Below are 23,133 nucleotides of genomic sequence, written 5' to 3' on the forward strand. Positions count from 1 at the left end.
CGAACCTGTGATTTCGCGGCCAGGTTACGTCCCCAATGCCGGGAAGTAAACAGACTCGGGCAGAAAACAGCCCCGTACGGACACGCTCGGACCCAAGTCGGACGGGATCGGGCACGCCCGAGTGGTTCGCCAGCGGTCTCGAGGGGTTCGCGAGGGGTTCGCGAGGGGTTCGCGGTACGTCCGTGACGGCCCGCGACGGGTCAGCGCGACGTCCGAATGCCGCCGGAATCTCCGACCCCGCCCCACGAGGATCGAGTCATGTCCTCCAGGACGGCACAGACCACAACGGATCAACAGAAAACGTCGGCAGAAAACAGTCGGCGGGAATCAGAACGAGGGACACACATGGCACTCGACGGCAAGGCGGCACTGGTCACCGGCGGCAGCCGGGGCATCGGCGAAGCGGTGGCGCTCCGGCTCGCCGAAGACGGCGCCGACGTCGCCCTGACCTACCAGAACAGCGAGGAGCGGGCGGCGGCCGTCGTCGACCGGATCAAGGCCCTGGGCCGCCGGGCCTGGGCCGTCCGGGCCGACAGCGCGGACCCCAGCGCGGTACGCGAGGCCGTGGCCGGGGCGGCCGCGGAGTTCGGGCGGCTCGACATCCTGGTCAACAACGCGGGCGTCGGCGTGCTCGGCCCGGTCGGCGACCTTGCGCTTGAGGACGTGGACCGCGTCCTGGCCGTCAACATCCGCGCGCCTTTCCTGGCCGCTCAGGCCGCCGCCCACCACCTGACCGACGGCGGTCGCATCATCAACATCGGCAGCTGCATGGCCGAGCGCGTCGCCTTCCCCGGCGGCTCGCTGTACGCGATGAGCAAGACCGCCCTCACCGGTCTGACCAAGGCGCTGGCCCGCGAGCTCGGCCCGCGCGGCATCACCGCCAACCTCGTCCACCCCGGCCCCGTCGACACCGAGATGAACCCCGCCGACGGGGAGGGCGCCGCCATGCAGAGCGGCTTCACCGCGCTCGGCCGCTACGGACAGCCGTCGGAGATCGCCGCGACCGTCTCCCATCTCGCCGGGGACGCCGGCCGGTACATCACCGGGGCCGCGATCGCCGTGGACGGCGGCTTCGCCGTCTGAGCAGCCCAGGGTCGAGCCCCGGCGCCTGGGGGGGAGAGGCACCGGGGCTCGGTCATGGGCAGACTCCGCGGAGAGAGGCTGCGGGCGGAAACTGCGGACAGGGACCAGAGACAAGCAAAGACGTAGGGAGAGGGGTAACGGGGGACGGTGGCTCAGGCGGCTTCGTCGAAGCCGGTCTGGCGCGCCATCTTCTTCAGCTCCAGCAGCGCGTGCTTCTCGATCTGGCGGATCCGCTCGCGCGTGAGGCCATGCTGCTTGCCGACCTCGGTGAGCGTGCGCTCCCGCCCGTCGTCGATGCCGTACCGGGCCTTGATGATGGACGCCGTGCGGTCGTCGAGCCGACCGATCAGATCCTCCAGCTCCTCGCTGCGCAGCAGCGTCATCACCGACTGCTCGGGCGAGACGGCCGAGGTGTCCTCCAGCAGATCGCCGAACTGGGTCTCGCCCTCGTCGTCCACCGACATGTTCAGACTGACGGGGTCGCGGGCCCAGTCGAGCACATCCGAGACCCGCTCGGTCGTGGAGCCCAGCTCCGCGGCGATCTCCGAGTGCTCCGGCTCGCGGCCGTGCTCACGGTTGAACTCGCGCTGCACCCGCCGGATCCGGCCCAGCTCCTCGACCAGGTGGACGGGCAGCCGGATGGTGCGGGACTGGTCGGCGATCGAGCGGGTGATGGCCTGGCGGATCCACCACGTGGCATACGTCGAGAACTTGAAGCCCTTTGTGTAGTCGAACTTCTCCACCGCGCGGACCAGGCCTGCGTTTCCCTCCTGGATCAGGTCGAGAAGCGGCAGCCCGCTGCGCGGGTACCGGCGGGCGACGGCCACGACCAGGCGCAGGTTGGAGCGGATGAAGACGTCCTTGGCACGGGCGCCCTCGGCGGCTATCGCCTCCAGCTCCTCGCGGCTCGCACCGGCCGCCGGGGCGTCGTCGGCCTCACCGTCCAGGATCTGCTGGGCATAGACACCCGCTTCGATTGCCTGAGACAGCTCGACCTCCTTGGCCGCGTCGAGCAGCGGGGTGCGAGCGATCTCGTCGAGATACATGCCGACCAGGTCGCGATCGGCGATCTCCCCGCCTGTGGCGCGAACACTGTTGGCCCCATCAGCGCCACTTCCGGTGGCCTGATTGCGGGCGACGGCACGGGTTGCCATGCGTGCTCCCTTACAGATGGATCGGGCGCGGACTATGGACGGTATTCCTGCCGGGTGCCCCGTCCGATGGAAACAACGACTGGAATCCGGACAGAATTCCCATGCCGCGCACGCGTTTTCGCGATCATGCAGTACCCTGTCCCGACACACGGTGCCGATTTGCCCTCATAACGCCCGGAAGTGCAGGTCAGGGCGGGTGTCAAGGGCGGTCCGGTGCGGCGCCCGCGGTTGCTCTCACCCCCGAAGACGTCCGTGGCCGGATTCTGGTTGCGCGATCACCCCACCGGCACCGCACCGACGTCCCACCGGCACCCGGCCGAGTTGCCCGGCCCGTCACCCGGGTGTGCGCTGGACAGAGAAGAGAAGAGAGGTCAGGGCGTCGAGGAAGGAGAGCCGCCATGAACGCCCCCACCGCCGCTCCGGCGCGCCACCGCCATCACCCGCACCTCCGCATCCCCCACCTCCACCTCGAGACCCGGCCGCACCCCTCCGCGTCTTGGGTGGTCCCGGTCGTCCTGGGGATCTTCCTGGGCGGATACGCGATCTTCATCGCCCACAACGAGGGGTCTCCCATCCTCCAGGCCGGCCTGCTCGGCCTGGTGGCGGCCGTGGTCGTCGGGGCGCTCTGCTATCTGGTCGGCCGGTTCCAGTCCGCCCTGATGCCGGAGCTGAGGTCGGTCGCGTACGGGGCGCTCTTCGGCTGTGCCTTCGGCTTCCTCTACAGCCTGAGCGGCCACTCCGTGTTCCGCTCCTCGATGATGGGCCTCGGCGGCGCGCTCGCGATGTACGCCGCGTCCTTCTATGTCTTCCGCACCCACCCGACATCGTCCGGCCGACGGGGCGGCGCTCAGGCCCCCCAAACCTCCCAAACCTCCCAGAGCCCGCGGAATTCCCAAGCGCCCCAGGCCCCCGGACCCACTGGCCCCGGTCGCCCGGCGTAGGTCCGCGGGCCCCGCTGCGGTACATCGCCGGACCGTTACGGGGCCCGGCGCCCCTGCCTAGCGTGGCGTTCATGGACGACACGAGCGGCACACTCGACGAAGCACTGGAACGGCTGCACGCCACGGGCCCCGAGCGCGGCGGCTGGCTGACCAACCACGCCCCGATGGCCGTCGAGGCCCTGGTCCGACACGGACAGGGCCCCACGGTGCACCGCTGGCTCGACCTCTACGCCGGCAAGCTCGAGGACATGCCGACCCCGTACGCCACCGTCACCGCCGAGAACTGGCCCGAGGCGCTCGGCGACCCGCGCCGGATCGCCGACTGGACCGCGTACTTCACCCGCGAACTCGCCGACCAGCCCTGGCGCGACGTCCTCGCCCAGTGGTGGCCGCGGCTGCTGCCCGGGATCGCCGGCGGGGCGACGCACCCGGTCATCCGCGTCGGCCACGCGGTACGCACCCTCCTCGGCGAGACGCACCCCGCCACCGGCCCCCAGGGCGCCCCCTCCCCCGCCGACGAGCTCGCGACCGGGCCCCGCGCCCATGAGCTCGCCCACGCCCTCGGCTACTGGGCCGCCCGCCACGCCCCGCTGCCCCCGCTCGACCGGCTGCCGGGGCCCGCCCCGCGCACCGCCGCCGAGGCGATGGCCGCCGTCCCGCGCGTCGCGGACCAGAGCGGTGGCATCCGCGACCGGCTGGCGCAGATCACGACGTTCCCCCTCTGGCCCGACCCCGCCTCCGGGGCGCTGGGTCCTGACCGGGCGCGCGAGCTGCTGGCCGAGCTCGTACGGGCCGCCGCCCACCGCTACGCCACCCACGCACACGGCTCGCCGATCATGATGGTCCACGCCGTGACCGCGCCCAACGCCGTGCTGCGCACCCTGCCCGCGCTCCCCCGTGAGCTCTGGGCGACCAGCCTGGACGCGGCGTGGGCGGCGAACGCCGCGGTACTGGCCGCGTACGCGCCGCCCACGGCCCTTCCGCCCGGCGAGCTGCCGACCGTACCGGCCGGGGCCACGCCCGCCGAGCGGGCCGAGGAGATCTTCGCGCGCGCCGCCGCGCACGGCGACGAGCACGCGATCAAGCTGGCCGACACCGTGCTCGACGTCATGGCGATGCCGCAGGCGGCCCGGACAGAGACGACCGGCGGGGGCGACGACCTCGCCCCGGCGGCGGCCCTGCGCGCCTGCGCGCTCATCGAGCCGATGGCATGACCCCGCGCGGAAACGCGGAAACGAGGGAACCCGCGAATCCGCGAACCCTCGCACGGGCAAGCGCGCGAACACGCGAACGCGCGACCGTCAGCCGAACTGCACGGACCGCTTGGCCAGCCCCATCCAGAAGCCGTCGATGACGCTGCGCTGGCTGCCGAGGTCGGACTCCGCGGCGCCCAGGGTGACGAACAGCGGCGCGAAGTGCTCGGTGCGCGGATGAGCCAGGCGGCCCGCCGGGGACTTGCGCTCGAAGTCCAGCAGCGCGTCGACGTCCTGGGCGTCCAGCGCCCGCTGCCCCCAGTCGTCGAACTCCGTCGACCAGCCGGGCGGCGTCGGCCCCGCGTTCCGCAGCGCGGCCAGGTTGTGGGTGAAGAAGCCGCTGCCGACGATCAGCACGCCCTCGTCCCGCAGCGGGGCGAGCTTGCGGCCGATGGCCAGCAGCTCGCCCGGGTCGAGGGTCGGCATCGACACCTGCAGGACGGGGATGTCGGCGTCCGGGTACATCTCGACGAGCGGGACGTACGCGCCGTGGTCCAGGCCCCGGTCCGGGATGTCCTGGACGGGCGTGCCCGCCGTACGCAGCGTCTTGCGCACGCGCTCGGCGAGTTCGGGCGCGCCGGGGGCGTCGTAGCGCACCCGGTAGTAGTGCTCGGGGAAGCCCCAGAAGTCGTACACCAGCGGCACGGCCCGGGTCGCCCCGAGGGCCAGCGGCGCCTCCTCCCAGTGGGCGGAGACCATCAGGATCGCCGTGGGCCGGGGCAGCCCCGCCGACCAGGCGGCGAGCTGGCCGGGCCAGACCGGGTCGTCGGCGAGCGGCGGAGCACCGTGGCTGAGATAGAGGGCAGGCATACGCCCACCCGATACGGACGCGGACGGCGTGGCGGCGGCGGACATGGCGGCTCCCCTGCCATAACTTGAAGTCTCAAGAAAAACTTTCGGAACCCACTGTAGCCCCCACTAGTTTAAATTTCAAGAAACAGCTTTTACAATGAGCCCGTGGAAGCGATGAAGATCCCTGCAGACGCCGAAGAACCCCGCTGGCTGACCGACGATGAACAGCACGCCTGGCAGGCCTACGTCCAGGCGAACATGCTGCTCGAAGACCATCTCGACCGTCAGCTGCAGCGCGACGCGGGCTTGCCGCATGTGTACTACGGCCTGCTGGTGAAGCTCTCCTGGGCACCTCGGCACCGGCTGCGGATGACGGAGCTGGCCGCCGCCGCGAAGATCACCCGGTCCCGCCTCTCGCATGCCATCACCCGCCTGGAGAAAAACGGCTGGGTACGGCGCGAGGACTGCTCCTCCGACAAGCGCGGCCAGAACGCCGTGCTGACGGAGGAGGGGTTCGAGGTGCTGAAGAAAGCGGCGCCCGGCCATGTCGAGGCCGTGCGCGCCGCCATATTCGACCGGCTCACACCGGAGCAGGTCGCCCAGTTCGGCGACATCTGCCGCATCATCGCCGACGGGCTGCAGCCGGAGGGTGCCGACCTCCCCTGGCTGCGCTGAGCGGAGAACAGCGCAGCCGAGGACAGCGGAGTCGAGAACAGCGCGGCCGAGAACAGCGGAAAGCCCCGCTCCTCCCGGAGCGGGGCTTTCCACGTCGTACGGCTACGGCCGAACCCGCATCAGTGCGCCATGACCGGGATCGCGTCCTCGGCCGCGCCCTCGCCGGAGCCGGTGGCCGCGGAGCCGCCGTCCTGCCGCCCGGCGGTGATGAAGGTCACGGCGATCGCCGCGGCGACCACCAGAATGCCGACCGCCCACCAGATGGCGGTGGTGTAGCCGTGCACCTGCGACTGCAGCCGCAGCAGGTCGGGCGAGGACGCCGTGGCGGCGTGCGCCTTGCCGTACTTCTCCCCCGCGCTGGTGGCGATGGTGTTGAGGAGCGCGGTGCCGATCGCGCCGCCGACCTGCTGCGAGGTGTTGACCATCGCGGAGGCGACACCCGCGTCACGCGGCTGGACGCCGAACGTGGACAGGCTCATCGCCGGCATGAACGCCGTACCCATACCGAGGCCCAGCAGCAGGAACGCGGGCAGGATCAGGAGCGGGTACGAGGTGTCCAGGTCGATCTGGGTCAGCAGCAGCATGCCGACCGCGGCGACCAGGAAGCCCGGGCCCATCAGCATCCGGGCCGGGACCCGGGTCATCAGCCGGGTGCCGATCTGCGTCGAGCCGGTGATCATGCCGACGATCATCGGCAGGAAGGACAGACCGCTCTTGACCGGGCTGTACCCCTTCACCATCTGCATGTAGTAGGTGAGGAACAGGAACAGACCGAACATGCCGATGATCGCCAGGCCCAGCGCCAGGTAGACGCCACCGCGGTTGCGGTCGGTGACGACGCGCAGCGGCAGCAGCGGCGCCTTGACCCGGGACTCGACGACCGCGAAGGCGGCCAGCAGCACGACGGCCGCGACGAACAGGCCCACGGTCATGCCCGCGGTCCAGCCGTCGCTCTCGGCGCGGGTGAAGCCGTAGACCAGCGAGACCAGGCCCAGCGTGGCCAGCAGCACACCGGGGATGTCGAGCTTGGCGGGGTTACGGCTCTCGGCGGGCTCGCGGATCACGGAGATCGCGCCGACCGCGGCGACGACGGCGAACGGGATGTTGACGAAGAACGTCCAGCGCCAGTTCATGTACTCGGTCAGCACACCGCCGAGGATCAGACCGACGGCACCGCCACCACCCGCGATGGCGCCGAAGATGCCGAACGCCTTGGCGCGCTCCTTGGCGTCGGTGAACGTCACCGCCAGCAGCGACAGCGCCGACGGGGCGAGCAGCGCGCCGAAGATGCCCTGCAGCGCGCGGGCGCCCATCAGCATGGGCGAGTTGAGCGCGGCGCCGCCCAGCGCCGAGGCGGCCGCGAAGCCGATCAGGCCGACGATGAAGGTCTGCTTACGACCCCACAGGTCGGCGAGGCGTCCGCCGAAGAGCAGCAGACCTCCAAAGGCCAGCGCGTAGGCCGTGATGACCCACTGCTTGTTGCCGTCGGAGATGTCCAGGGCGTCCTGGGCGGAGGGCAGCGCGATGTTCACGATGGTCGCGTCGAGCACGACCATCAGCTGGGCGAGGGCGATGAATATCAGCGCTTTCCAGCGCCGGGGATCGACGAGCTGTGCCGTTTCAGGCATGGGTGGGCCTACCTAGCGGTGCGGAGAGTGAAAAACGGGACGTCTGACGGGCGTAAGGGACTTACGTAAGGAACCGAGTAACTAATAGCGCAACGGACTGACACAACAACGACGTGCGACACACCGGCACGTGACATCGCACGGCGGCGCTACGGGTCGTTACTGGCTACGAGCCGTTTACTGACGACGAGAAGACTGACCGGCGAACGAACGGGAACTAATCGGTCCAGGTCACCGGACGACGCGTGATGTGTGTCACGGACGACGCTTGAGATCCTCCAAGGTGGCGGCGGAGCCGGAGAGTACGGAGCGCGCCGGGGCAGCCAGCCCGTCCAGGAACAGCTGCAGGTGCCGGTGCACGAAGAGGTCGAAGTTCACACAGGCGCCGCCGGGCAGCGGCCTGGTGAGCTGAGTCAGGGCGACCATCAGATCACCGACGTCGATGTCGGCGCGCAGCCGGCCGGAGTCGCGCGCGGCGGCCATCAGGGCGCCTATGGCGCCCTCCAGGCGCGTCTGCGCGGCAATGTGGTCAGGGTGCTCCTTGTCGATGCCGTCGGAAAGCAGCGGGCACAGGGCGCCGACGCGCTCCTCGGCCGCCGCGTGCACAAAGCGACGCAGCGCCGCGAAGGCGTCGGGCTCCTCCGCCAAGGCGGCTTCCGCCTGGTCGGCGATGCGCTCCATCACCGAGACGGTGACGTAGCGGACGAGCTCGCCGCGGTCCGCGAAGTGCCGGTAAAGGGTGGCATTGCCGACCCCCGCCCGTCGAGCGATTTCATCGAGCGAGATCTCGGCCCCATGCTCGACGAGCACCTCCCGGGCCGCCGCGACGATCCGCTCCCTGTTGCGCAGGGCGTCGGCGCGCAGCCTGGGCCGCGCGGGCTGCTGGGTGATGGCGGTACCCACGGCGGCACTCCTTCCGGCACGAAGATTCGGCGTTCAACATTTCCGGGGAGTCGGTCCCCGTTTCGTACATCCAGTTAAACGGGGAGGCGGTCCCCGGAAATTTCACGAGCCGAAGTGACCTGCATCACACCTGTCCGGCAGCCGAGCCGCCCGGACGGAGCAGCCTTTTCCCCCGCCCGGCCGCACCCCACAGGCGCCCGGACGGGCGCCGCCACACGGTGGACTCGCCATGAAGCACTCACGCGAGACGCCCCGCAAACACTCGGGCGAGCCGACCCTGAAGCGCTCGGGGGGCGAGCCGACCCTGAAGCGCTCGGGCGAGCCGACCCGCCGTCGAGCGCGACGCCGAGCCCCCCATCGGGCGCGCCACCGAATACCCCACCGCATGCGCCACCGCGTGCGCCACCGAATACGCAGGCCCCGCCGAGGCAGCGCGTTCGCCGCGGCGGCCGTGCTCACACTGGCCGCGGCCGCCACCCCGGCGGCGGTCCCCGACCCGCCCTCCGCCCCCGCCCCTCCCGTACGCGCCCCGGCCCTGTCGGCCAATCCGGCGTACGGCGCCGCGCTGGCACCCTGCGCCCTGGCCCCCGCCGAGGGGCTGCAGATGACCGAGGGACTGCCGACCGGACACGGCTATGTCCGCAGCACCGGGACGGTCAAGGCCCTCACCCTCATGATCGACTTCCCGGACGTCAAGGGCCAGGGCACCGCCCGCAAACGCTTCGCGGAGTTCTTCCCGCAGACCTCGCGGTGGTTCAAGCGCAGCTCGTACGGCCGGCTGAAGTACCGGCCCATGACCCCGATCAACCGCTGGCTGCGGATGCCCCACTCCTTCCGCAGCTATGGCATCAAACGCGGCAGCCCCTTCGAGCCGGGCTACCGCAAGCTGATCGCGGACATCGTCAAGGCCGCCGACCCGCGCGTCGACTTCAGCCGCTACGACCTGGTCAACGTCCTGGTCACCCCGAACGCCGGACCGCCCGCCGCACGCGCCGTGCTGTCCGTCACCTACGCCGACAACCAGCACGCCCCGGTCGCCGACGGCGTACCCCTGGCCAACGTCTCCTTCGTCTACAGCCGCCAGGACGACGGCTCCGGCACGCTCGCGCAGACCGGCTACCGCGTGCTCCCGCACGAGAACGGCCATGTCTTCGGGCTCCCCGACCTCTACACCCGACACGGCGGGGACAGCGCGGGCCACTGGGACGTGATGTCCGAGGACTGGGGCACCGGAAACGACCTGATGGCCTGGCACAAGTGGAAGCTCGGGTGGCTCGGCGCGGGGCAGGTCCGGTGCATCGCCCGCCCCGGCATCACACGGCGGGCCCTGAGCCCGCTCGGCCGGCGGGGCGGAACCAAGCTGATCTTCATCCCGGTCTCGAAGTACGCCGGATACGCCGTGGAGGCGCGCACCGACGAGGGCAACGACGAAGCGGTCTGCAAGGCCGGAGTCCTGGTCTCCTGGGTGGACACCCGCCTCGACTCCGGCCGGGGACCGATCACCGTCGTGGACAGCACCCCGGGCAGCGGCGGCTGCACGGACGAGCGCAATGTGCACCCCGGGCTGAGCGACGCGGCCTTCACCCCCGGCAAGACCTTCACCGGCGGCGCGCTGGGCACCGGCGTCCGGGTCCGGGTCACCGGGCGCGACTCCCGGGGGGACTACCGCGTGGAGATCACCCGGTACGCCAGTGGCGGCGGCCGAGGCTGATCAGCAGCAGCTGTCTGCGGGCGGTCGCCGCCACCCGCCGTACGGCCTCGGAGTCGCCGGACCCTTCGGCGACCGGCTCCCCCGGCCGAGCCTCGGGCCCAACGCCGGGCCGAGCCTCGGGCCCAACGCCGGGCCGAGCCTCGGGCCCAACGCCGGGCCGAGCGTCGGGCCCAACGCCGGGCTGGGCCTCCAGGAACGCCGTGGCGGTCATCACCATGTGGTCCACATACAGCTCGGCAAGCATCCGGACGTCCTGGGCGGACCAGCCCTCCGCCGTGAGCTGGGGGGCGAACGCCTCCGCGACCTCATCGGCGAAACGGCCCAGCTCGGCGGCTATCGCCTCCCGTACGGGCCGTACGCCGCCGTGGCGCTCGCGCGCGATGAAGCGGATGTGCGCCGGATAGCGGCGCACCAGCTCGGCGACGGCCTCGACGGTGGCGTCGATCAGCTCCTCGTCCCCGTCCCGCTCGGCGAGGATCACCCGGACCACCCCGTGCAGGCTGCCCAGGGACTCCTCCACGAGCGCCACGCCGAGGTCGCTCATATCGCGGAAGTGCCGGTAGAAGGCGGCTGGAGCCACCCCCACCACGCGCGTCACCTCGCGCAGGCCCAGGCTGCTGAGGCTCTGGTCCTCCAGCAGCCGCAGCCCCGCGTCCAGGAGCGCCCGCCGGGTCCGCTGCTTCTGGGCCTGCCGTACCCCGAGGGTGTGACTCATGTCATTCAGTAAACAATCGTTCGCCGACTTTTTCCAGCGTCGTACGGGGGTACCCTGAAGTCAGTGAACAGTTGTCATCCCAAGTGTTCACCGAAGCTGCATCCGACGTACGCCATCCGCACCCTTGAACCGGCTCCCGAGAGAGGCACACATGCTCTTCATCGTCGCGGCTCTCGCACTGATGGGGATCCTCCTGGGAGCGGCGGCCCACACCCCGCTCCCGGTCTTCCTCGCCGCGTCCGCCGCCATCGCCACCTGGCTGCTGATCTTCTTCGTCCGCGAACGCACCGGCCACAAGGAGGGCTGACCCATGGCACTGACCGCACCCACCACCAACACGGCGTCGGCCGCGCGGCGCCGGGACGCCGACGGCATGGCCGTGGCCTCATTCGTCCTCGGCCTGATCGGACTGTTGCTCTTCAACGCCGTCTTCGGACCGTGCGCGATCGTCCTGGGCACCCTGGCGATCGCCCGGCAGACCCAGCGCCGCGGCCGCGCCCTGCTCGGCCTCGCCCTCGGGGTCGCCGATGTCGTGCTGCTGATCACCTTGGTGACGCTGGACAACTCGGTCTTCTGGCAGTTCGGCTGACGCTCCCCCACGCGCCCAACGGCCCTTCCACTGAGCGGAAGGGCCGTTGCCCGTACGTGACGCACGTCACCACGCTGATGTCATGACCGCATTCGCACGGAACCAGTGGTACGTCGCCGCCTATGGCCGTGAAATCGGCCGCGAACTGCTCGGGCGCACCATCCTGGGCGAACCCATCGCCTTCTACCGCAGCGAGTCGGACGGCACGGTCGTCGCCCTCCACGACCGCTGCGTCCACCGCCGCTACCCGCTGTCGGCCAGCCGGCTCGACGGTGACCGGGTCGTCTGCGGCTACCACGGCTTCACCTACGACACCACCGGCACCTGCGTCTTCGTCCCCGGCCAGAAACGCGTCCCGCGCACCGCCCGGGTCGCCTCGTACCCGGTCGTGGAGCAGGACTCCCTGGTGTGGGTGTGGATCGGCGACCCGAAACTCGCCGACCCCGCCGCCATACCGCGCGCCCCGTGGCTGGCCGACCCGCGCTGGACGACCGTCGGCGGCATGGAGCCGATCGACGCGGACTACGGGCTGCTCGTGGACAACCTCCTGGACCTGTCCCATGAGACATATCTGCACGGCGGCTACATCGGCACCCCCGAGGTCGCCGAGACCCCCATCACCACCACCGTCGACGAGGGCGCGGGCGTGGTGCGGGTGAGCCGGCACATGGACGACGCGGAGTGCCCGCCCTTCTACTCCCGCTCCACCGGCATCGAAGGCCGCATCACCCGCTGGCAGGACATCGAATACCACGCCCCCTGCCTGTATCTGCTGCACAGCCGCATCGCCCCGGTCGGCGTGCTGCCGAGGCCTGACGGCGCGGACCCCGACGCCTTCCACGTCGAGATCACGTACGCGATCACACCGTCCACGGAGCGCGCGGTGTACGACTTCTGGGCCGTCTCACGGGACTTCGCGCAGGACGACGAGGAGGTCACCACCTTCCTCCACGACTTCAACCGCACCGTGGTCATGCAGGACGTCGACGCGCTGAACCTGCTGCAGCGGGCACTGGACACCGAGCCCGAGGACTACCAGGAGCTCAGCATCAACATCGACACCGGCGGCCTCGCCGCGCGCCGTATCCTCGCCCGCCTCGCCGCCGAGGGCGCGCACGAGCGCCCGGCCGCCCCAGCCGCCCCAGCCGCCCCAGCCGCCCCGGCCGCCCCGGACACCGGCCGGCCCGCAGCCCCCGCTGGGCCCGCCTCGGTGAGCGGGCGATGAGCGGGCCGCCGACCGCCGAGGTCTACCGGATCGACTGGCTGCCGGGCACCGACCTTCTGCACGGCGTCTGCCACTGCGGCGCCGAACGCTCGGCGGAGGACCCGGTGGAGCTGTGGGAGTGGATGCTGGCCCACCCCACGGGCCACGAACACCCCGCGGTCCACGGCCACCCCACAGGACACGCCCATCCCGCCGACACCCGCCCCGCCGATGCCCGCCCCACCACCGTCCCCTCGCGGGCATCGGCAGGCCCGGCGGGCGAGTTCACCGACACCCTCGTCGTCACGGACAGAGCCGACGCCGCGTCGGACGTCGTCCTCCTCACCCTCCGCCACCCCGCCGGCCGCGAGTTGCCCGCCTGGCGGCCCGGCGCGCATCTCGACCTGCTCCTCGGCGAGTCCCTGACCCGCCAGTACTCGCTGTGCGGCGACCCCGCCGACCGCGCCCGCTGGCAGATCGCCGTGCACCGCGCCCCCGACGGACGCGGCGGCTCCGCGTACGTCCACGACGCCCTCACCGAGGGCGCCGCCGTCCAAGTGCGCGGCCCGCGCAACCGCTTCCCGCTGCGCCCCGCCGCCCGCTACCTCTTCATCGCGGGCGGCATCGGGATCACACCACTGGTCCCGATGACAGCCGCGGCCGAGGCGGCGGGGGCCGACTGGACGCTGCTGTACGGAGGGCGGACCCGCGCCTCGATGGCCTTCGCCGGCCAACTCGCCGACCGCTACGGGCCGAAGGTGCGGCTCGTCCCCCAGGACGAGTCCGGCCTGCCCGACCTCGCGTCCTTCCTCGCCGCACCCGCCCCGGACACGCTCGTCTACTGCTGTGGCCCCGAGCCGCTGCTGCAAGCGGTCGAGGAGCGCTGCCGCGCCTGGCCCTCAGGTTCGCTGCGCACCGAGCGCTTCCAGCCCCGTACGGACGTCACGGAGCCGGTGACCGCGGACCGCCCCCGAACTGACGCCGAATCCTTCGAGTTGGTCCTCGCCCGCTCCGGGCTGACCCTGACCGTGCCGCCGGAGCGCAGCGTGCTGCGGGCGGTCGAGGCGGCGGGCGTTTCGGTTCTGTACTCGTGCGGGGAAGGGACGTGCGGGACATGTGAGACCGAGGTCGTCGAGGGCGAGGTGGAGCACCGGGACTCCGTACTCACCGATGAGGAGCGGGAGTTGGGCGAAACGATGATGATCTGCGTCTCGCGCTGCCGCGGCCGCCGTCTCGTCCTCGACCTCTGAAGAACCGCTGACGGCCTCCGGTCCGCCGCCTGTGATGCGTACCGCCTCCGGGCCCTGCCCACTGGACATCAAGGTTGGTTAGGCTAACCTAACTATGACCTCGGGCGATGTCCGTGGCTGCCCCCGTACGCATCGAGAGAAGGCACCCCATGCCCCACCCCAGCGCCCTCCCCCTCTCCCGCCGCGGACTGCTGGCCGCCGGCGGCCTCGCCGGAATCGGCGCCCTCGTCACCGCGTGCGGGAGCAAAGACGGCTCGGGGTCCTCGGGCGACGAGGGCAAAAGCGGCGGCGGGGCCTGGTCGTTCACCGACGACCGCAAGAAGAAGATCGACCTCGGCGGCCGCCCCGAGCGCGTCGTCGCGTACATCGGCGCGGCGGCCGCGCTGCACGACTTCGGCATCGACGACCAGATCGTCGGCGTCTTCGGCCCGACCAAGCTGAAGAACGGCGAGCCGGACGTGCAGGCCGGAGACCTCGACGTCGACAAGGTGACCGTCCTCGGCAACGCCTGGGGCCAGTTCAACCTCGAGAAGTACGCCTCGCTCAACCCGCAGCTGCTGATCACCAACATGTACGACCCGGGCGCCCTGTTCTACATCCCGGACGATTCCAAGGACAAGATCCTCGCCCTGGCCCCCAGCGCCGCCCTCGCCACCGGCCGGGTCTCCATGATCGAGCCCATCAAGCGCTACGCCGAACTCGCCGCCGCCCTCGGCGCCGACCTGAAGGCCAAGAAGGTCACCGACGCCAAGGCCCGCTTCGAGGCCGCCGCCGAGACGCTGCGCAAGACCGTCAAGTCGAAGAAGGTCAAGGTCATGGCCTGCTCCGCCAGCGCCGACCTCTTCTATGTCTCCAACCCGGCGGTCAACGCCGACCTGATCTACTTCCGCGAGCTCGGCGTCGACTTCGTCGTCCCGGAGAAGACGGACAAGGGCGGCTACTTCGAGAGCCTGAGCTGGGAGAACGCCGACAAATACGGTGCCGATCTGCTGTTCCTCGACAACCGCACCGCCACCTTGCAGCCCAAGGACCTGACCGCCAAGCCGACGTGGTCCAAGCTCCCCGCCGTCAAGGCCGGCCAGATCGTCCCCTGGAGCAGCGAGCCGCGCTTCTCGTACGCGGGTGCCGCACCGCATGTCGAGGCCCTCACCAAGGCCATCCAGGACGCGAAGAAGGTCAGCTGACTCAGGCAAGCGAAGGGAAGAGACCGCTCTCATGACCACCGCCGCCACCCCCCGCACCGCCACCTCCCCCCTCTCCACCCCCCGCACCTCCGCCGAACCGGCCGAGACCCCGGCCCCCGCCCCGGCCCCCGCCCCGGCCCCGGCCGCCGTCCCGTTCCGCTTCTTCGACGTACGGGTCGTCCGCACCCAGGCCCTCGGGCCGTCCATGGTGCGGATCACCTTCGGCGGCGAGGCCCTGAAGGACTTCGCCTCCGGCGGCCGCGACCAGCGCTTCAAGCTGTTCCTGCCGCACCCCCACCAGGAGGCCCCCGTCGTGCCGGTCGAGGCGGGCGCGGAGTGGTTCCCGGTGTGGCGGGCCATGGACCCCGCCGTACGCGCCGTCATGCGCTCGTACACCGTGCGCGAGCAGCGGCGCGAACCCGAGGAGGTCGACGTGGACTTCGCGCTGCACGGCGCCGACGCGGCCGGTGCCGCCACAGCGGGCGGCCCGGCCTCCCGCTGGGCCGCGCGCGCCCGGCCCGGGGACCGCGCCATGCTCCTCGGCCCGGTCGCCCCCGACAACGGCGGCGTCGACTTCCGCCCGCCGCCGGGCACCGACTGGGTCCTCATCGCCGCCGACGAGACCGCGCTGCCCGCCGTCGCCGGGATCCTCGACTGGCTGCCGGCCGGCATCGGGGCCAGGGTCTGGATCGAGGTCCAGCACGCGGAGGACCTGCGGGAACTGCCCACCGAGGCGGACGCCGAGATCGTCTGGCTGGTCCGCGACGGCGCCGACCCCGCCGACCCGCGCTCGGCCCTCCTCCTGGACGGCGTACGCGACGCGGCGCTGCCCGAGGGCGTGCCGTACGCCTGGATCGCGGGCGAGGCCGGTACGGTCCGCGCGCTGCGCCGCCACCTCGTACGCGAGCGCGGCTACGACCGCAAGGCGGTCACCTTCACCGGCTACTGGCGGCTGGGCGCGACCGACGACCAGCTCGTCGAGGAGGCCGTGAGCGGCACCGGCCCGGCGTCGGACGACGACTGACCAGCGCGGAACACCCGTACACGACACCCCGAACCCACCCGGCACCCCGTACACGCCCAGCGCCGCGCACCCCGCACACACCCGGCACCCCGCACCCAGCGCCCCGTACCGCTCATCACCCCGCACACCAGCACGTCAGCACGCCCGCACCCCCGTCCAGGGCACACCCATGCCGTGTCCAGGGCACACCCATGCCCGCAAGCAGCCCAACCCAGGAGGGACAGACCGTGAGTCTCCTCGCGCACCCCGCTGAGGACCCGTCGTCAGGGCCGATACCCGGGGCGGCGGATGGCAGGGCCCACCTCTTCAACGACCGTACGGCGGACCGCTACCGGCGGTCCGTGTCCGACGGCGTCGGCCTGGTGGCCTCCACCGTCGCCCGCACCACCCGCCCGTTCACCGGCGTGACCCCGGCCGAACTCGCCCCCGAGATCTCCGGGATCGACCTGGAGCGGCCGCTGGGCGACCCGGCCGCCGCCCTCGACGAGCTCGAACGCGTCTATCTCAAGGACGCCGTCTACTTCCACCACCCCCGCTACCTGGCCCATCTCAACTGCCCCGTGGTCATCCCCGCGCTGCTCGGCGAGGCGGTCCTCTCCGCCGTCAACTCCTCGCTGGACACCTGGGACCAGAGCGCCGGCGGCACCCTGATCGAACGGCGCCTGATCGACTGGACGGCGGCGCGCCTCGGGCTCGGCGACGCCGCGGACGGCGTCTTCACCAGCGGCGGGACGCAGTCCAATCTGCACGCGATGCTGCTCGCCCGCGACGAGGCCTGCAAGCTGGTGGAGAAGGAGACGGCGGCGGCCGGGGCGCCGCTCGGCAAACCGCAGATCCTGCCCCGGCTGCGCATCCTCGCCTCCCAGGCGAGCCACTTCTCCATCGCCAAGGCGGCCGCCGTCCTCGGGCTCGGCTACGAGGCGGTCATCGCCGTGCCCTGTGACCAGGACCGGCGGATGCGCACCGTCGCGCTCGCCCGCGAGCTCGACCGCTGCCGCCGCGAGGGCCTGGTCGTCATGGCGGTCGTGGCCACCGCCGGGACCACCGACTTCGGCTCCATCGACCCGCTGCCCGAGATCGCCGACCTGTGCGCGCGGGCCGGGGCCTGGCTGCACGTCGACGCGGCGTACGGCTGCGGCCTGCTGGTCTCCTCGCGCCGCCGGCACCTCCTCGACGGCATCGAGCGCGCCGACTCGGTCACCGTCGACTACCACAAGTCCTTCTTCCAGCCGGTCAGCTCCAGCGCGGTCCTGGTGCGCGACCGTACGACGCTCAGCCACGCCACGTACCACGCCGACTACCTCAACCCGGCGCACAGCGCGGAGCGGCTGATCCCCAACCAGGTGGACAAGTCCCTGCAGACCACGCGGCGCTTCGACGCGCTCAAGCTGTGGCTGACGCTGCGCGTCATGGGCGCGGACGCCGTCGGGGAGCTGTTCGACGAGGTGGTGGACCGGGCGGCCGAGGCCTGGCGGCTGCTGGACGCCGATCCGCGGTACGAGGTGGTCACCCGCCCACAGCTGAGCACGCTGGTCTTCCGCTACACCGGGGGGCCGTCCGCCGCGCGGCTCGACCCCGCACTGCTGGACCCCGGGCCGCTGGACCGGGCGAATCTGCACGCGCGCGAGGCGCTGGCCGCCTCCGGCGAGGCCGTGGTGGCCGGAACGGTCGTGGACGGGGCGCACTACCTCAAGTTCACGCTGCTCAACCCGGAGACCTCGATCGGCGACATCGCCCACGTCCTCGACCTGATCGCCGGCCACGCCGACCGCTACCTGTCCTCCCTCGACGCCGCCGAACCGGAGTTCAGCCGGGCCCGGGCCAGCTGACCGCCTTCCACCCCGCCGGAGACCCACGTGTCCACCGTGTCTTCCCACGCATCACACGACTCCCACGACTTCATCGCCATCGGCCTGGGCCCCTTCAACCTCGGCCTCGCCGCGCTCACCGACCCGATCGACGAGCTGAACGGGGTGTTCCTGGAGCGCAAGCCGGACTTCGACTGGCACTCGGGGATGTTCCTCGAAGGCAGCACACTGCAGACGCCGTTCATGTCTGACCTGGTCACCCTCGCCGACCCCACCTCCCCGTACTCCTTCCTCAACTACCTGAAGGAGAACGGCCGGCTGTACTCCTTCTACATCCGCGAGAGCTTCTATCCGCTGCGGGAGGAGTTCAACGACTACTGCCGCTGGGTGGCCGCCCGGCTCGGCTCGGTCCGCTTCGGCCAGGAGGTCACCTCCGTCGAGTACGACGAGGCCGAGGGCCGGTACGTCGTCCACACCACCGAGACCGCGACCGGCGAGCGCCGCACCTGGCGGGCCGGGCGGCTGGTGCTGGGCACCGGGACGCCGCCGTACGTCCCCGAGGCCTGCCGTGGCCTCGGCGGCGACCTGATCCACAACTCCCGCTACCTGGAGCACAAGGAAGCCCTCCAGGCGAAGGAGAGCATCACCGTCGTGGGCAGCGGCCAGAGCGCCGCCGAGATCTACCACGACCTGCTGCAGGACATCGACACACACGGCTACCGGCTCGACTGGATCACCCGCTCGCCCCGCTTCTTCCCGCTCGAGTACACCAAGCTCACGCTGGAGATGACCTCCCCGGAGTACGTGGACTACTTCCACGGGCTGCCCGCGCACACCCGCGAACGGCTGAACACCACGCAGAAGAACCTCTACAAGGGGATCAACTCCGATCTCATCAACGCCATCTTCGATCTGCTCTACATCAAGAACCGAAGAGGTCCGTGCCCGACCCGGCTGATGACCAACACCGCGCTGCAAGAGGCCTCGTACGACGCTTCGGCCGGCTCGTACACCCTGGGGCTGCGCCAGGAGGAGCAGGGCCAGGACTTCACCCTCACCACCCAGGGCCTGATCCTGGCCACCGGCTACCGCTACCAGGTGCCGGAGTTCCTGGCGCCCGTCCGGGACCGCATCGCCTGGGACGGGGCCGGGCGCTTCGCGGTCGCCCGCGACTACAGCATCAACACCGCCACCGCCGGGCGGGAGATCTACGTACAGAACGCCGAACTGCACACCCACGGCTTCGTCACCCCCGACCTCGGGATGGCCGCCTACCGCAACTCGTGCATCATCCGCGGGCTGCTGGGCCGCGAGCACTACGCCGTCGAGAAGACCATCGCCTTCCAGGAGTTCGCGGCCCCTGAGGGATCGCTTCGATGACCACGGCCCTGTTCACCCACCACGACGCCGCGCTCGGCCGCTTCTCCGTACGCCCCCTCGACCCGGCCGCCGACGCCGAACTGCTGCACCACTGGGTCACCCACCCCAAGGCGTCCTTCTGGCTGATGCAGGACGCCGATGTGGCGCAGGTCGCCTTCGAGTACCGGAAGATCGCCGAGCATCCGCACCACGACGCCTTCATCGGTCTGCACGAGGACCGCCCCGCCTTCCTCACCGAGCGCTACGACCCGGCCCGGGTGGAGCTGGCGGGCCTCTACCCCGCCCAGGAAGGCGACGTCGGCATGCACTTCCTGTGCGCGCCGGCCGACACCCCGGTGCACGGGTTCACCCGCGCGGTGATCACCACCGTCATGGGGTTCCTCTTCGCCGACCCGGCGACCCGGCGCGTCGTGGTCGAGCCCGACGTCCGCAACACGGCGGTGCACCGGCTCAACGCGGCCGTCGGCTTCGAGATCGCGGGGACGGTGAAAAAACCGGAGAAGGAGGCGTATCTGAGCTTCTGTACCCGGGATCAATTCAGTGCCGCGACGGCGACCGTACCCGAGGCGACCGGCCCCGAAGCGACCGGACCCGAAGAGTCAGACCAGCCCGTCCAAGGAGGACTGCGATGAGCCCCCGCGACGCCGTCGCCCACCTCACCCCCGCCCTCTGGGAGCGTGCGGGCCGCCTCCTCGTGCGCAAGGCGCTCGCCGAGTTCTCCCACGAGCGCCTGCTGGCCCCCGAGCCCTTGCCCGACGACCCCGGCCGCTACGCCGTCACCAGCGACGACGGCTCGGTGACCTACCGCTTCGCGGCCCGCCTGCTGGCCCTGGACCACTGGATGGTCGACGCGGACTCCATCAGCCGCCACGACACCCGCGACGGCTCCGAGCTGCCGCTCGACGCGCTCGACTTCTTCCTGGAGCTGCGCGGTCGGCTGGGGCTCGGCGACCAGATCCTCCCCGTCTACCTGGAGGAGATCAGCTCCACCCTCTCCGGCACCGCGTACAAGCTCAGCGGCGAGCCGGCCGGCGCCGCCGAGCTCGCCAAGTCCGACTTCCAGACGGTCGAGACCGGCATGACCGAGGGCCACCCCTGCTTCGTCGCCAACAACGGCCGCCTGGGCTTCGGCGTCCACGAATACCTCTCGTACGCCCCCGAGACCGCGAGCCCGGTCCAGCTGATCTGGCTTGCCGCCCACCGCGACCACGCCACCTTCACCTCCTCCTCCGACCTCGACTACGACGGGCTGATCGGCGGCGAGCTGGGCGAGGCCACCCTGACCCGCTTCGCCGACACCTTGGCCGGCCTCGGCCTCGACCTGGCCGACTACCGCCTCATCCCCGTCCACCCCTGGCAGTGGTGGAACAAGCTGTCGGTCACCTTCGCCGCCGAGGTCGCCCAGCAGCGCCTGGTGTGCCTGGGCACCGGCGACGACGCGTACCTCGCGCAGCAGTCGATCCGTACCTTCTTCAACACCGACGACCCGGCCAAGCACTATGTGAAAACGGCCCTGTCCGTCCTCAACATGGGCTTCATGCGCGGCCTGTCCGCCGCCTACATGGAGGCCACCCCCGCCATCAACGACTGGCTCGCGGGCCTGATCGCGGGCGACGACCTCCTCCGTGCCGCCCGCTTCTCGATCATCCGCGAGCGCGCCGCCATCGGCTACCACCACCGGCAGTACGAGCGCGCCACCGACAAGTACTCCCCGTACCGCAAAATGCTCGCCGCGCTCTGGCGCGAGAGCCCCGTCCCCACCCTCGAACCCGGCCAGCGGCTCGTCACCATGGCCTCCCTCCTCCACACCGACCCCGACGGCGGCTCCTTCGTCAGCGCCCTCGTCGAGGAGTCCGGCCTGCCCCCGGCACGCTGGCTGCGCCGCTACCTCGACGCGTACCTGAGGCCGGTGCTGCACTGCTTCTACGCCTACGACCTGGTCTTCATGCCGCACGGCGAGAACGTCATCCTCGTGATCGAGGACGGCGCGGTGCGGCGGGCGATCTTCAAGGACATCGCCGAGGAGATCGCCGTCATGGACCCGGACGCCGTCCTTCCGCCGGCCGTCACGCGGATCCGGGTGGAGGTCCCTGAGGACAAGAAGCTGCTGTCGGTCTTCACCGATGTCTTCGACTGCTTCCTGCGCTTCCTGAGCGGCATCCTCGTCACCGAGGGCCTCCTGGAGGAGGAGACCTTCTGGCGGACGGTGGCGGACTGCGTCTCGGACTACCAGGCATCGGTGCCGGAGCTGGCGGAGAAGTTCGAGCGGTACGACATGTTCGCGCCCGAATTCGCGCTGTCCTGCCTGAACCGCCTGCAGCTGCGGAACAACCAGCAGATGCTCGACCTGCAGGACCCGGCCGGGGCGCTCCAGCTGATCGGGACGCTGGAGAACCCCATCGCGCGGTTCAGGGGGTAGGAGGTGTGGCCTCACCGCCTCGGAAGACGGCGGAACCGAGTATGGACCGGACCTGCCCCACCGTGACGGCGGTCGGCCGGTTGAGACAGACGGAGGCGGTGATCAGCTCGTGCGGCCGGGAGTCCCCGGCCGCACGCCAGCCCACCAGCTCGCGGGTACCGCCCGCGAGGCGGCAGGAATCCCCCGGCGGCGTGTCCATCAGCCTCGCCCGCTGGCCGGTGGCCCCCAGGGGGTTCTTCCGCCCCAGCCGCAGGACCAGCAGCCCCTCCCCGCGCCGCAGCTCATCCGGCGCCAGACAGTAGCGCCGGATGTCCGTACACCGATCCTTGTCCACCGCCGCCGGCTGGTCCCCCGCCAGCCCCACCGCCGCCGGCCGGTCCCCTGCCGGCCCCACCGCCCCCGCGCCGCCCGCGCCCCCGGTGTCCCGGCCACTCCAGCCGCTCGGCAGCCGGACGGTCAGCCCATCCAGCCCGGAATAGCGAAAGAGGACACCGTCGGCGGTGGGCGAGGCGGCCGGCACCTGATACGTCGCGCCGGGGCCCCCGGACCCCGTGGCCGACACCTGCCCCAGCACGACCAGCGCCACAGCGGCCACCACTCCCCCGGCCACCCCGGCGGCCCCGACCACCCCGGCCACCCGCCGCCGCCGTCGCCGCACCACCAGCCGCCGCACCCGCCGCATCCGCTGCGCGGGAGCGGCCAGCCGGGGCACACCCCGCTCCAGCAACGCCCGCAGCTCCGCCTCACAGCGGGCCTCAGCGCTCTCGCCGCCCTCCCCACCGCATCCACCACCGCCGCCACCACCGCCGCCAGAAACATCCCGCCCAGGAACCGGCTCACCCACGGCGCTCACCACCCTCCACCATCTCGGCGGCGGGCAGCAGCCCGTGCAGGGTGCGCAACGCCTTGGACGCCTGACTCTTGACCGTGCCGGTGGAGCAGCCCAGCACCTCGGCGGTGTCCTCCACACTCAGGTCCTCGAAATAGCGCAGCACCACCACCGCCCGCTGCCGCACCGGCAGCCCCCGCACCACCGCCGCCAGCGACTGCTCCAGATCCACCCCCTCGAACGGATCCGGCACGGCCCGCGTATCCGGCACCTCGTCGTGCGGCACCTCCCCACGCCAGCGCCGCCGCCACCACGAGGCATGCGTATTGACCAGCGCCTTCCGGACGTACGCCTCCGGATTCTCCCCCGCGATCCGCCGCCACTTCGGCCACACCTTGGCCAGCACGGTCTGCAGCAGATCCTCGGCCAGGTGCGCATCCCCCGTAAGCAGCCAGGCCACCCTCAGCAGCCGAGGCCCGCGCGCGGCGACGAACTCCTCGAAGCCGGGCGTCGCGCCCGTCACTGTCGTGTCCTCGCCATGGCGCCCCTGTCCGAACCGTGTCTTTCACACATGGTGAACGCCATGACACC

22 protein-coding genes are annotated in these 23,133 nt (G+C 71.3%); 15 read left to right on the plus strand and 7 right to left on the minus strand.

Annotation, left to right across the window (positions count from 1 at the left end):
- The first annotated feature begins 345 nt into the window (after nucleotides 1-345).
- Nucleotides 346-1,083, plus strand: coding sequence for a 3-oxoacyl-ACP reductase family protein (locus tag ACFZDL_RS20635; RefSeq protein ID WP_353587876.1), 738 nt, complete (start codon nucleotides 346-348; stop codon nucleotides 1,081-1,083).
- Nucleotides 1,084-1,235: 152 nt separating this feature from the next.
- On the opposite strand, the gene ACFZDL_RS20640 is transcribed toward ACFZDL_RS20635, so the two are convergent.
- Entirely contained in the window at nucleotides 1,236-2,237 is a 1,002-nt protein-coding gene (locus ACFZDL_RS20640) for a sigma-70 family RNA polymerase sigma factor (RefSeq protein WP_353587878.1), read from the minus strand.
- Nucleotides 2,238-2,635: 398 nt separating this feature from the next.
- Here ACFZDL_RS20640 and ACFZDL_RS20645 point away from each other — a divergent pair, with 398 nt between their 5' ends.
- Together ACFZDL_RS20645 and ACFZDL_RS20650 are read left to right on the plus strand one after the other, a co-directional pair.
- On the plus strand, nucleotides 2,636-3,178 hold the full coding sequence (locus tag ACFZDL_RS20645; RefSeq protein WP_353587880.1) for a hypothetical protein: 543 nt from the start codon (nucleotides 2,636-2,638) through the stop codon (nucleotides 3,176-3,178).
- A gap of 71 nt (nucleotides 3,179-3,249) precedes the next feature.
- Nucleotides 3,250-4,392, plus strand: coding sequence for a questin oxidase family protein (locus ACFZDL_RS20650; RefSeq protein ID WP_353587882.1), 1,143 nt, complete (start codon nucleotides 3,250-3,252; stop codon nucleotides 4,390-4,392).
- An 87-nt stretch (nucleotides 4,393-4,479) separates the two neighbouring features.
- On the opposite strand, the gene ACFZDL_RS20655 is transcribed toward ACFZDL_RS20650, so the two are convergent.
- Nucleotides 4,480-5,241, minus strand: coding sequence for a class III extradiol ring-cleavage dioxygenase (locus ACFZDL_RS20655; RefSeq protein WP_353587884.1), 762 nt, complete (start codon nucleotides 5,239-5,241; stop codon nucleotides 4,480-4,482).
- Between the two features lie 156 nt (nucleotides 5,242-5,397).
- Between ACFZDL_RS20655 and ACFZDL_RS20660 the strand changes: the two genes are divergently transcribed.
- Complete coding sequence (locus tag ACFZDL_RS20660; protein WP_353587886.1) at nucleotides 5,398-5,898, plus strand: MarR family transcriptional regulator; 501 nt, start codon at nucleotides 5,398-5,400, stop codon at nucleotides 5,896-5,898.
- Between the two features lie 119 nt (nucleotides 5,899-6,017).
- Here the strand turns inward: ACFZDL_RS20660 and ACFZDL_RS20665 are convergent, their stop codons facing one another.
- On the minus strand, nucleotides 6,018-7,526 hold the full coding sequence (locus ACFZDL_RS20665) for an MFS transporter (protein ID WP_353587888.1): 1,509 nt from the start codon (nucleotides 7,524-7,526) through the stop codon (nucleotides 6,018-6,020).
- 255 nt (nucleotides 7,527-7,781) lie between these two features.
- Nucleotides 7,782-8,429, minus strand: coding sequence for a helix-turn-helix domain-containing protein (locus ACFZDL_RS20670; protein ID WP_353587890.1), 648 nt, complete (start codon nucleotides 8,427-8,429; stop codon nucleotides 7,782-7,784).
- A gap of 385 nt (nucleotides 8,430-8,814) precedes the next feature.
- Here ACFZDL_RS20670 and ACFZDL_RS20675 point away from each other — a divergent pair, with 385 nt between their 5' ends.
- Nucleotides 8,815-10,140 carry a M6 family metalloprotease domain-containing protein gene (locus ACFZDL_RS20675; protein WP_353587892.1) on the plus strand — a complete coding sequence of 442 codons (1,326 nt, stop codon included), beginning with the start codon at nucleotides 8,815-8,817 and terminating at the stop codon, nucleotides 10,138-10,140.
- On the opposite strand, the gene ACFZDL_RS20680 is transcribed toward ACFZDL_RS20675, so the two are convergent.
- A complete protein-coding gene (locus tag ACFZDL_RS20680; protein WP_353587894.1) occupies nucleotides 10,106-10,855 on the minus strand; it encodes a TetR family transcriptional regulator in 750 nt (249 codons plus the stop codon). The two genes, ACFZDL_RS20675 and ACFZDL_RS20680, sit on opposite strands and share 35 nt — an antisense overlap.
- A 151-nt stretch (nucleotides 10,856-11,006) precedes the next feature.
- Between ACFZDL_RS20680 and ACFZDL_RS20685 the strand changes: the two genes are divergently transcribed.
- The 10 genes from ACFZDL_RS20685 (at nucleotide 11,007) to ACFZDL_RS20730 (ending at nucleotide 21,713) form a co-directional block, all read left to right on the plus strand.
- On the plus strand, nucleotides 11,007-11,162 hold the full coding sequence (locus tag ACFZDL_RS20685) for a hypothetical protein (RefSeq protein ID WP_353587896.1): 156 nt from the start codon (nucleotides 11,007-11,009) through the stop codon (nucleotides 11,160-11,162).
- A 3-nt stretch (nucleotides 11,163-11,165) separates the two neighbouring features.
- Nucleotides 11,166-11,444 (plus strand): DUF4190 domain-containing protein, encoded by a 279-nt coding sequence (locus ACFZDL_RS20690; RefSeq protein ID WP_353587898.1) that lies wholly within the window; start codon nucleotides 11,166-11,168, stop codon nucleotides 11,442-11,444.
- A gap of 82 nt (nucleotides 11,445-11,526) precedes the next feature.
- Nucleotides 11,527-12,669 (plus strand): aromatic ring-hydroxylating dioxygenase subunit alpha, encoded by a 1,143-nt coding sequence (locus tag ACFZDL_RS20695; protein WP_353587899.1) that lies wholly within the window; start codon nucleotides 11,527-11,529, stop codon nucleotides 12,667-12,669.
- Nucleotides 12,670-12,791: 122 nt separating this feature from the next.
- Nucleotides 12,792-13,898, plus strand: a complete 1,107-nt coding sequence (locus ACFZDL_RS20700) for a 2Fe-2S iron-sulfur cluster-binding protein (RefSeq protein WP_391191857.1) — start codon at nucleotides 12,792-12,794, stop codon at nucleotides 13,896-13,898.
- A gap of 149 nt (nucleotides 13,899-14,047) precedes the next feature.
- Nucleotides 14,048-15,082: an ABC transporter substrate-binding protein gene (locus ACFZDL_RS20705; protein WP_353587901.1), complete on the plus strand. Its 1,035-nt coding sequence runs from the start codon at nucleotides 14,048-14,050 to the stop codon at nucleotides 15,080-15,082.
- 31 nt (nucleotides 15,083-15,113) lie between these two features.
- Nucleotides 15,114-16,106, plus strand: coding sequence for a siderophore-interacting protein (locus ACFZDL_RS20710; protein WP_353587903.1), 993 nt, complete (start codon nucleotides 15,114-15,116; stop codon nucleotides 16,104-16,106).
- A gap of 227 nt (nucleotides 16,107-16,333) precedes the next feature.
- Nucleotides 16,334-17,935 (plus strand): aspartate aminotransferase family protein, encoded by a 1,602-nt coding sequence (locus ACFZDL_RS20715; RefSeq protein ID WP_353587904.1) that lies wholly within the window; start codon nucleotides 16,334-16,336, stop codon nucleotides 17,933-17,935.
- A 27-nt stretch (nucleotides 17,936-17,962) separates the two neighbouring features.
- Nucleotides 17,963-19,294: a lysine N(6)-hydroxylase/L-ornithine N(5)-oxygenase family protein gene (locus tag ACFZDL_RS20720; protein WP_353587906.1), complete on the plus strand. Its 1,332-nt coding sequence runs from the start codon at nucleotides 17,963-17,965 to the stop codon at nucleotides 19,292-19,294.
- Nucleotides 19,291-19,926, plus strand: coding sequence for a GNAT family N-acetyltransferase (locus ACFZDL_RS20725; RefSeq protein ID WP_353587908.1), 636 nt, complete (start codon nucleotides 19,291-19,293; stop codon nucleotides 19,924-19,926). The genes ACFZDL_RS20720 and ACFZDL_RS20725 overlap by 4 nt, the downstream gene beginning before the upstream one ends.
- Entirely contained in the window at nucleotides 19,923-21,713 is a 1,791-nt protein-coding gene (locus ACFZDL_RS20730) for an IucA/IucC family siderophore biosynthesis protein (RefSeq protein ID WP_353587910.1), read from the plus strand. Before ACFZDL_RS20725 ends, ACFZDL_RS20730 begins: the two co-directional genes overlap by 4 nt.
- On the opposite strand, the gene ACFZDL_RS20735 is transcribed toward ACFZDL_RS20730, so the two are convergent.
- Both ACFZDL_RS20735 and ACFZDL_RS20740 read right to left on the minus strand, forming a co-directional pair.
- Entirely contained in the window at nucleotides 21,703-22,566 is an 864-nt protein-coding gene (locus tag ACFZDL_RS20735; RefSeq protein ID WP_353587912.1) for a hypothetical protein, read from the minus strand. The genes ACFZDL_RS20730 and ACFZDL_RS20735 overlap by 11 nt on opposite strands.
- Nucleotides 22,550-23,065 carry a SigE family RNA polymerase sigma factor gene (locus tag ACFZDL_RS20740; RefSeq protein ID WP_353587914.1) on the minus strand — a complete coding sequence of 172 codons (516 nt, stop codon included), beginning with the start codon at nucleotides 23,063-23,065 and terminating at the stop codon, nucleotides 22,550-22,552. Before ACFZDL_RS20740 ends, ACFZDL_RS20735 begins: the two co-directional genes overlap by 17 nt.
- Nucleotides 23,066-23,133: the final 68 nt, after the last annotated feature.

It is taken from the genome of Streptomyces sp. NPDC007917, from assembly GCF_042959105.1.
GTDB lineage: Bacteria > Actinomycetota > Actinomycetes > Streptomycetales > Streptomycetaceae > Streptomyces.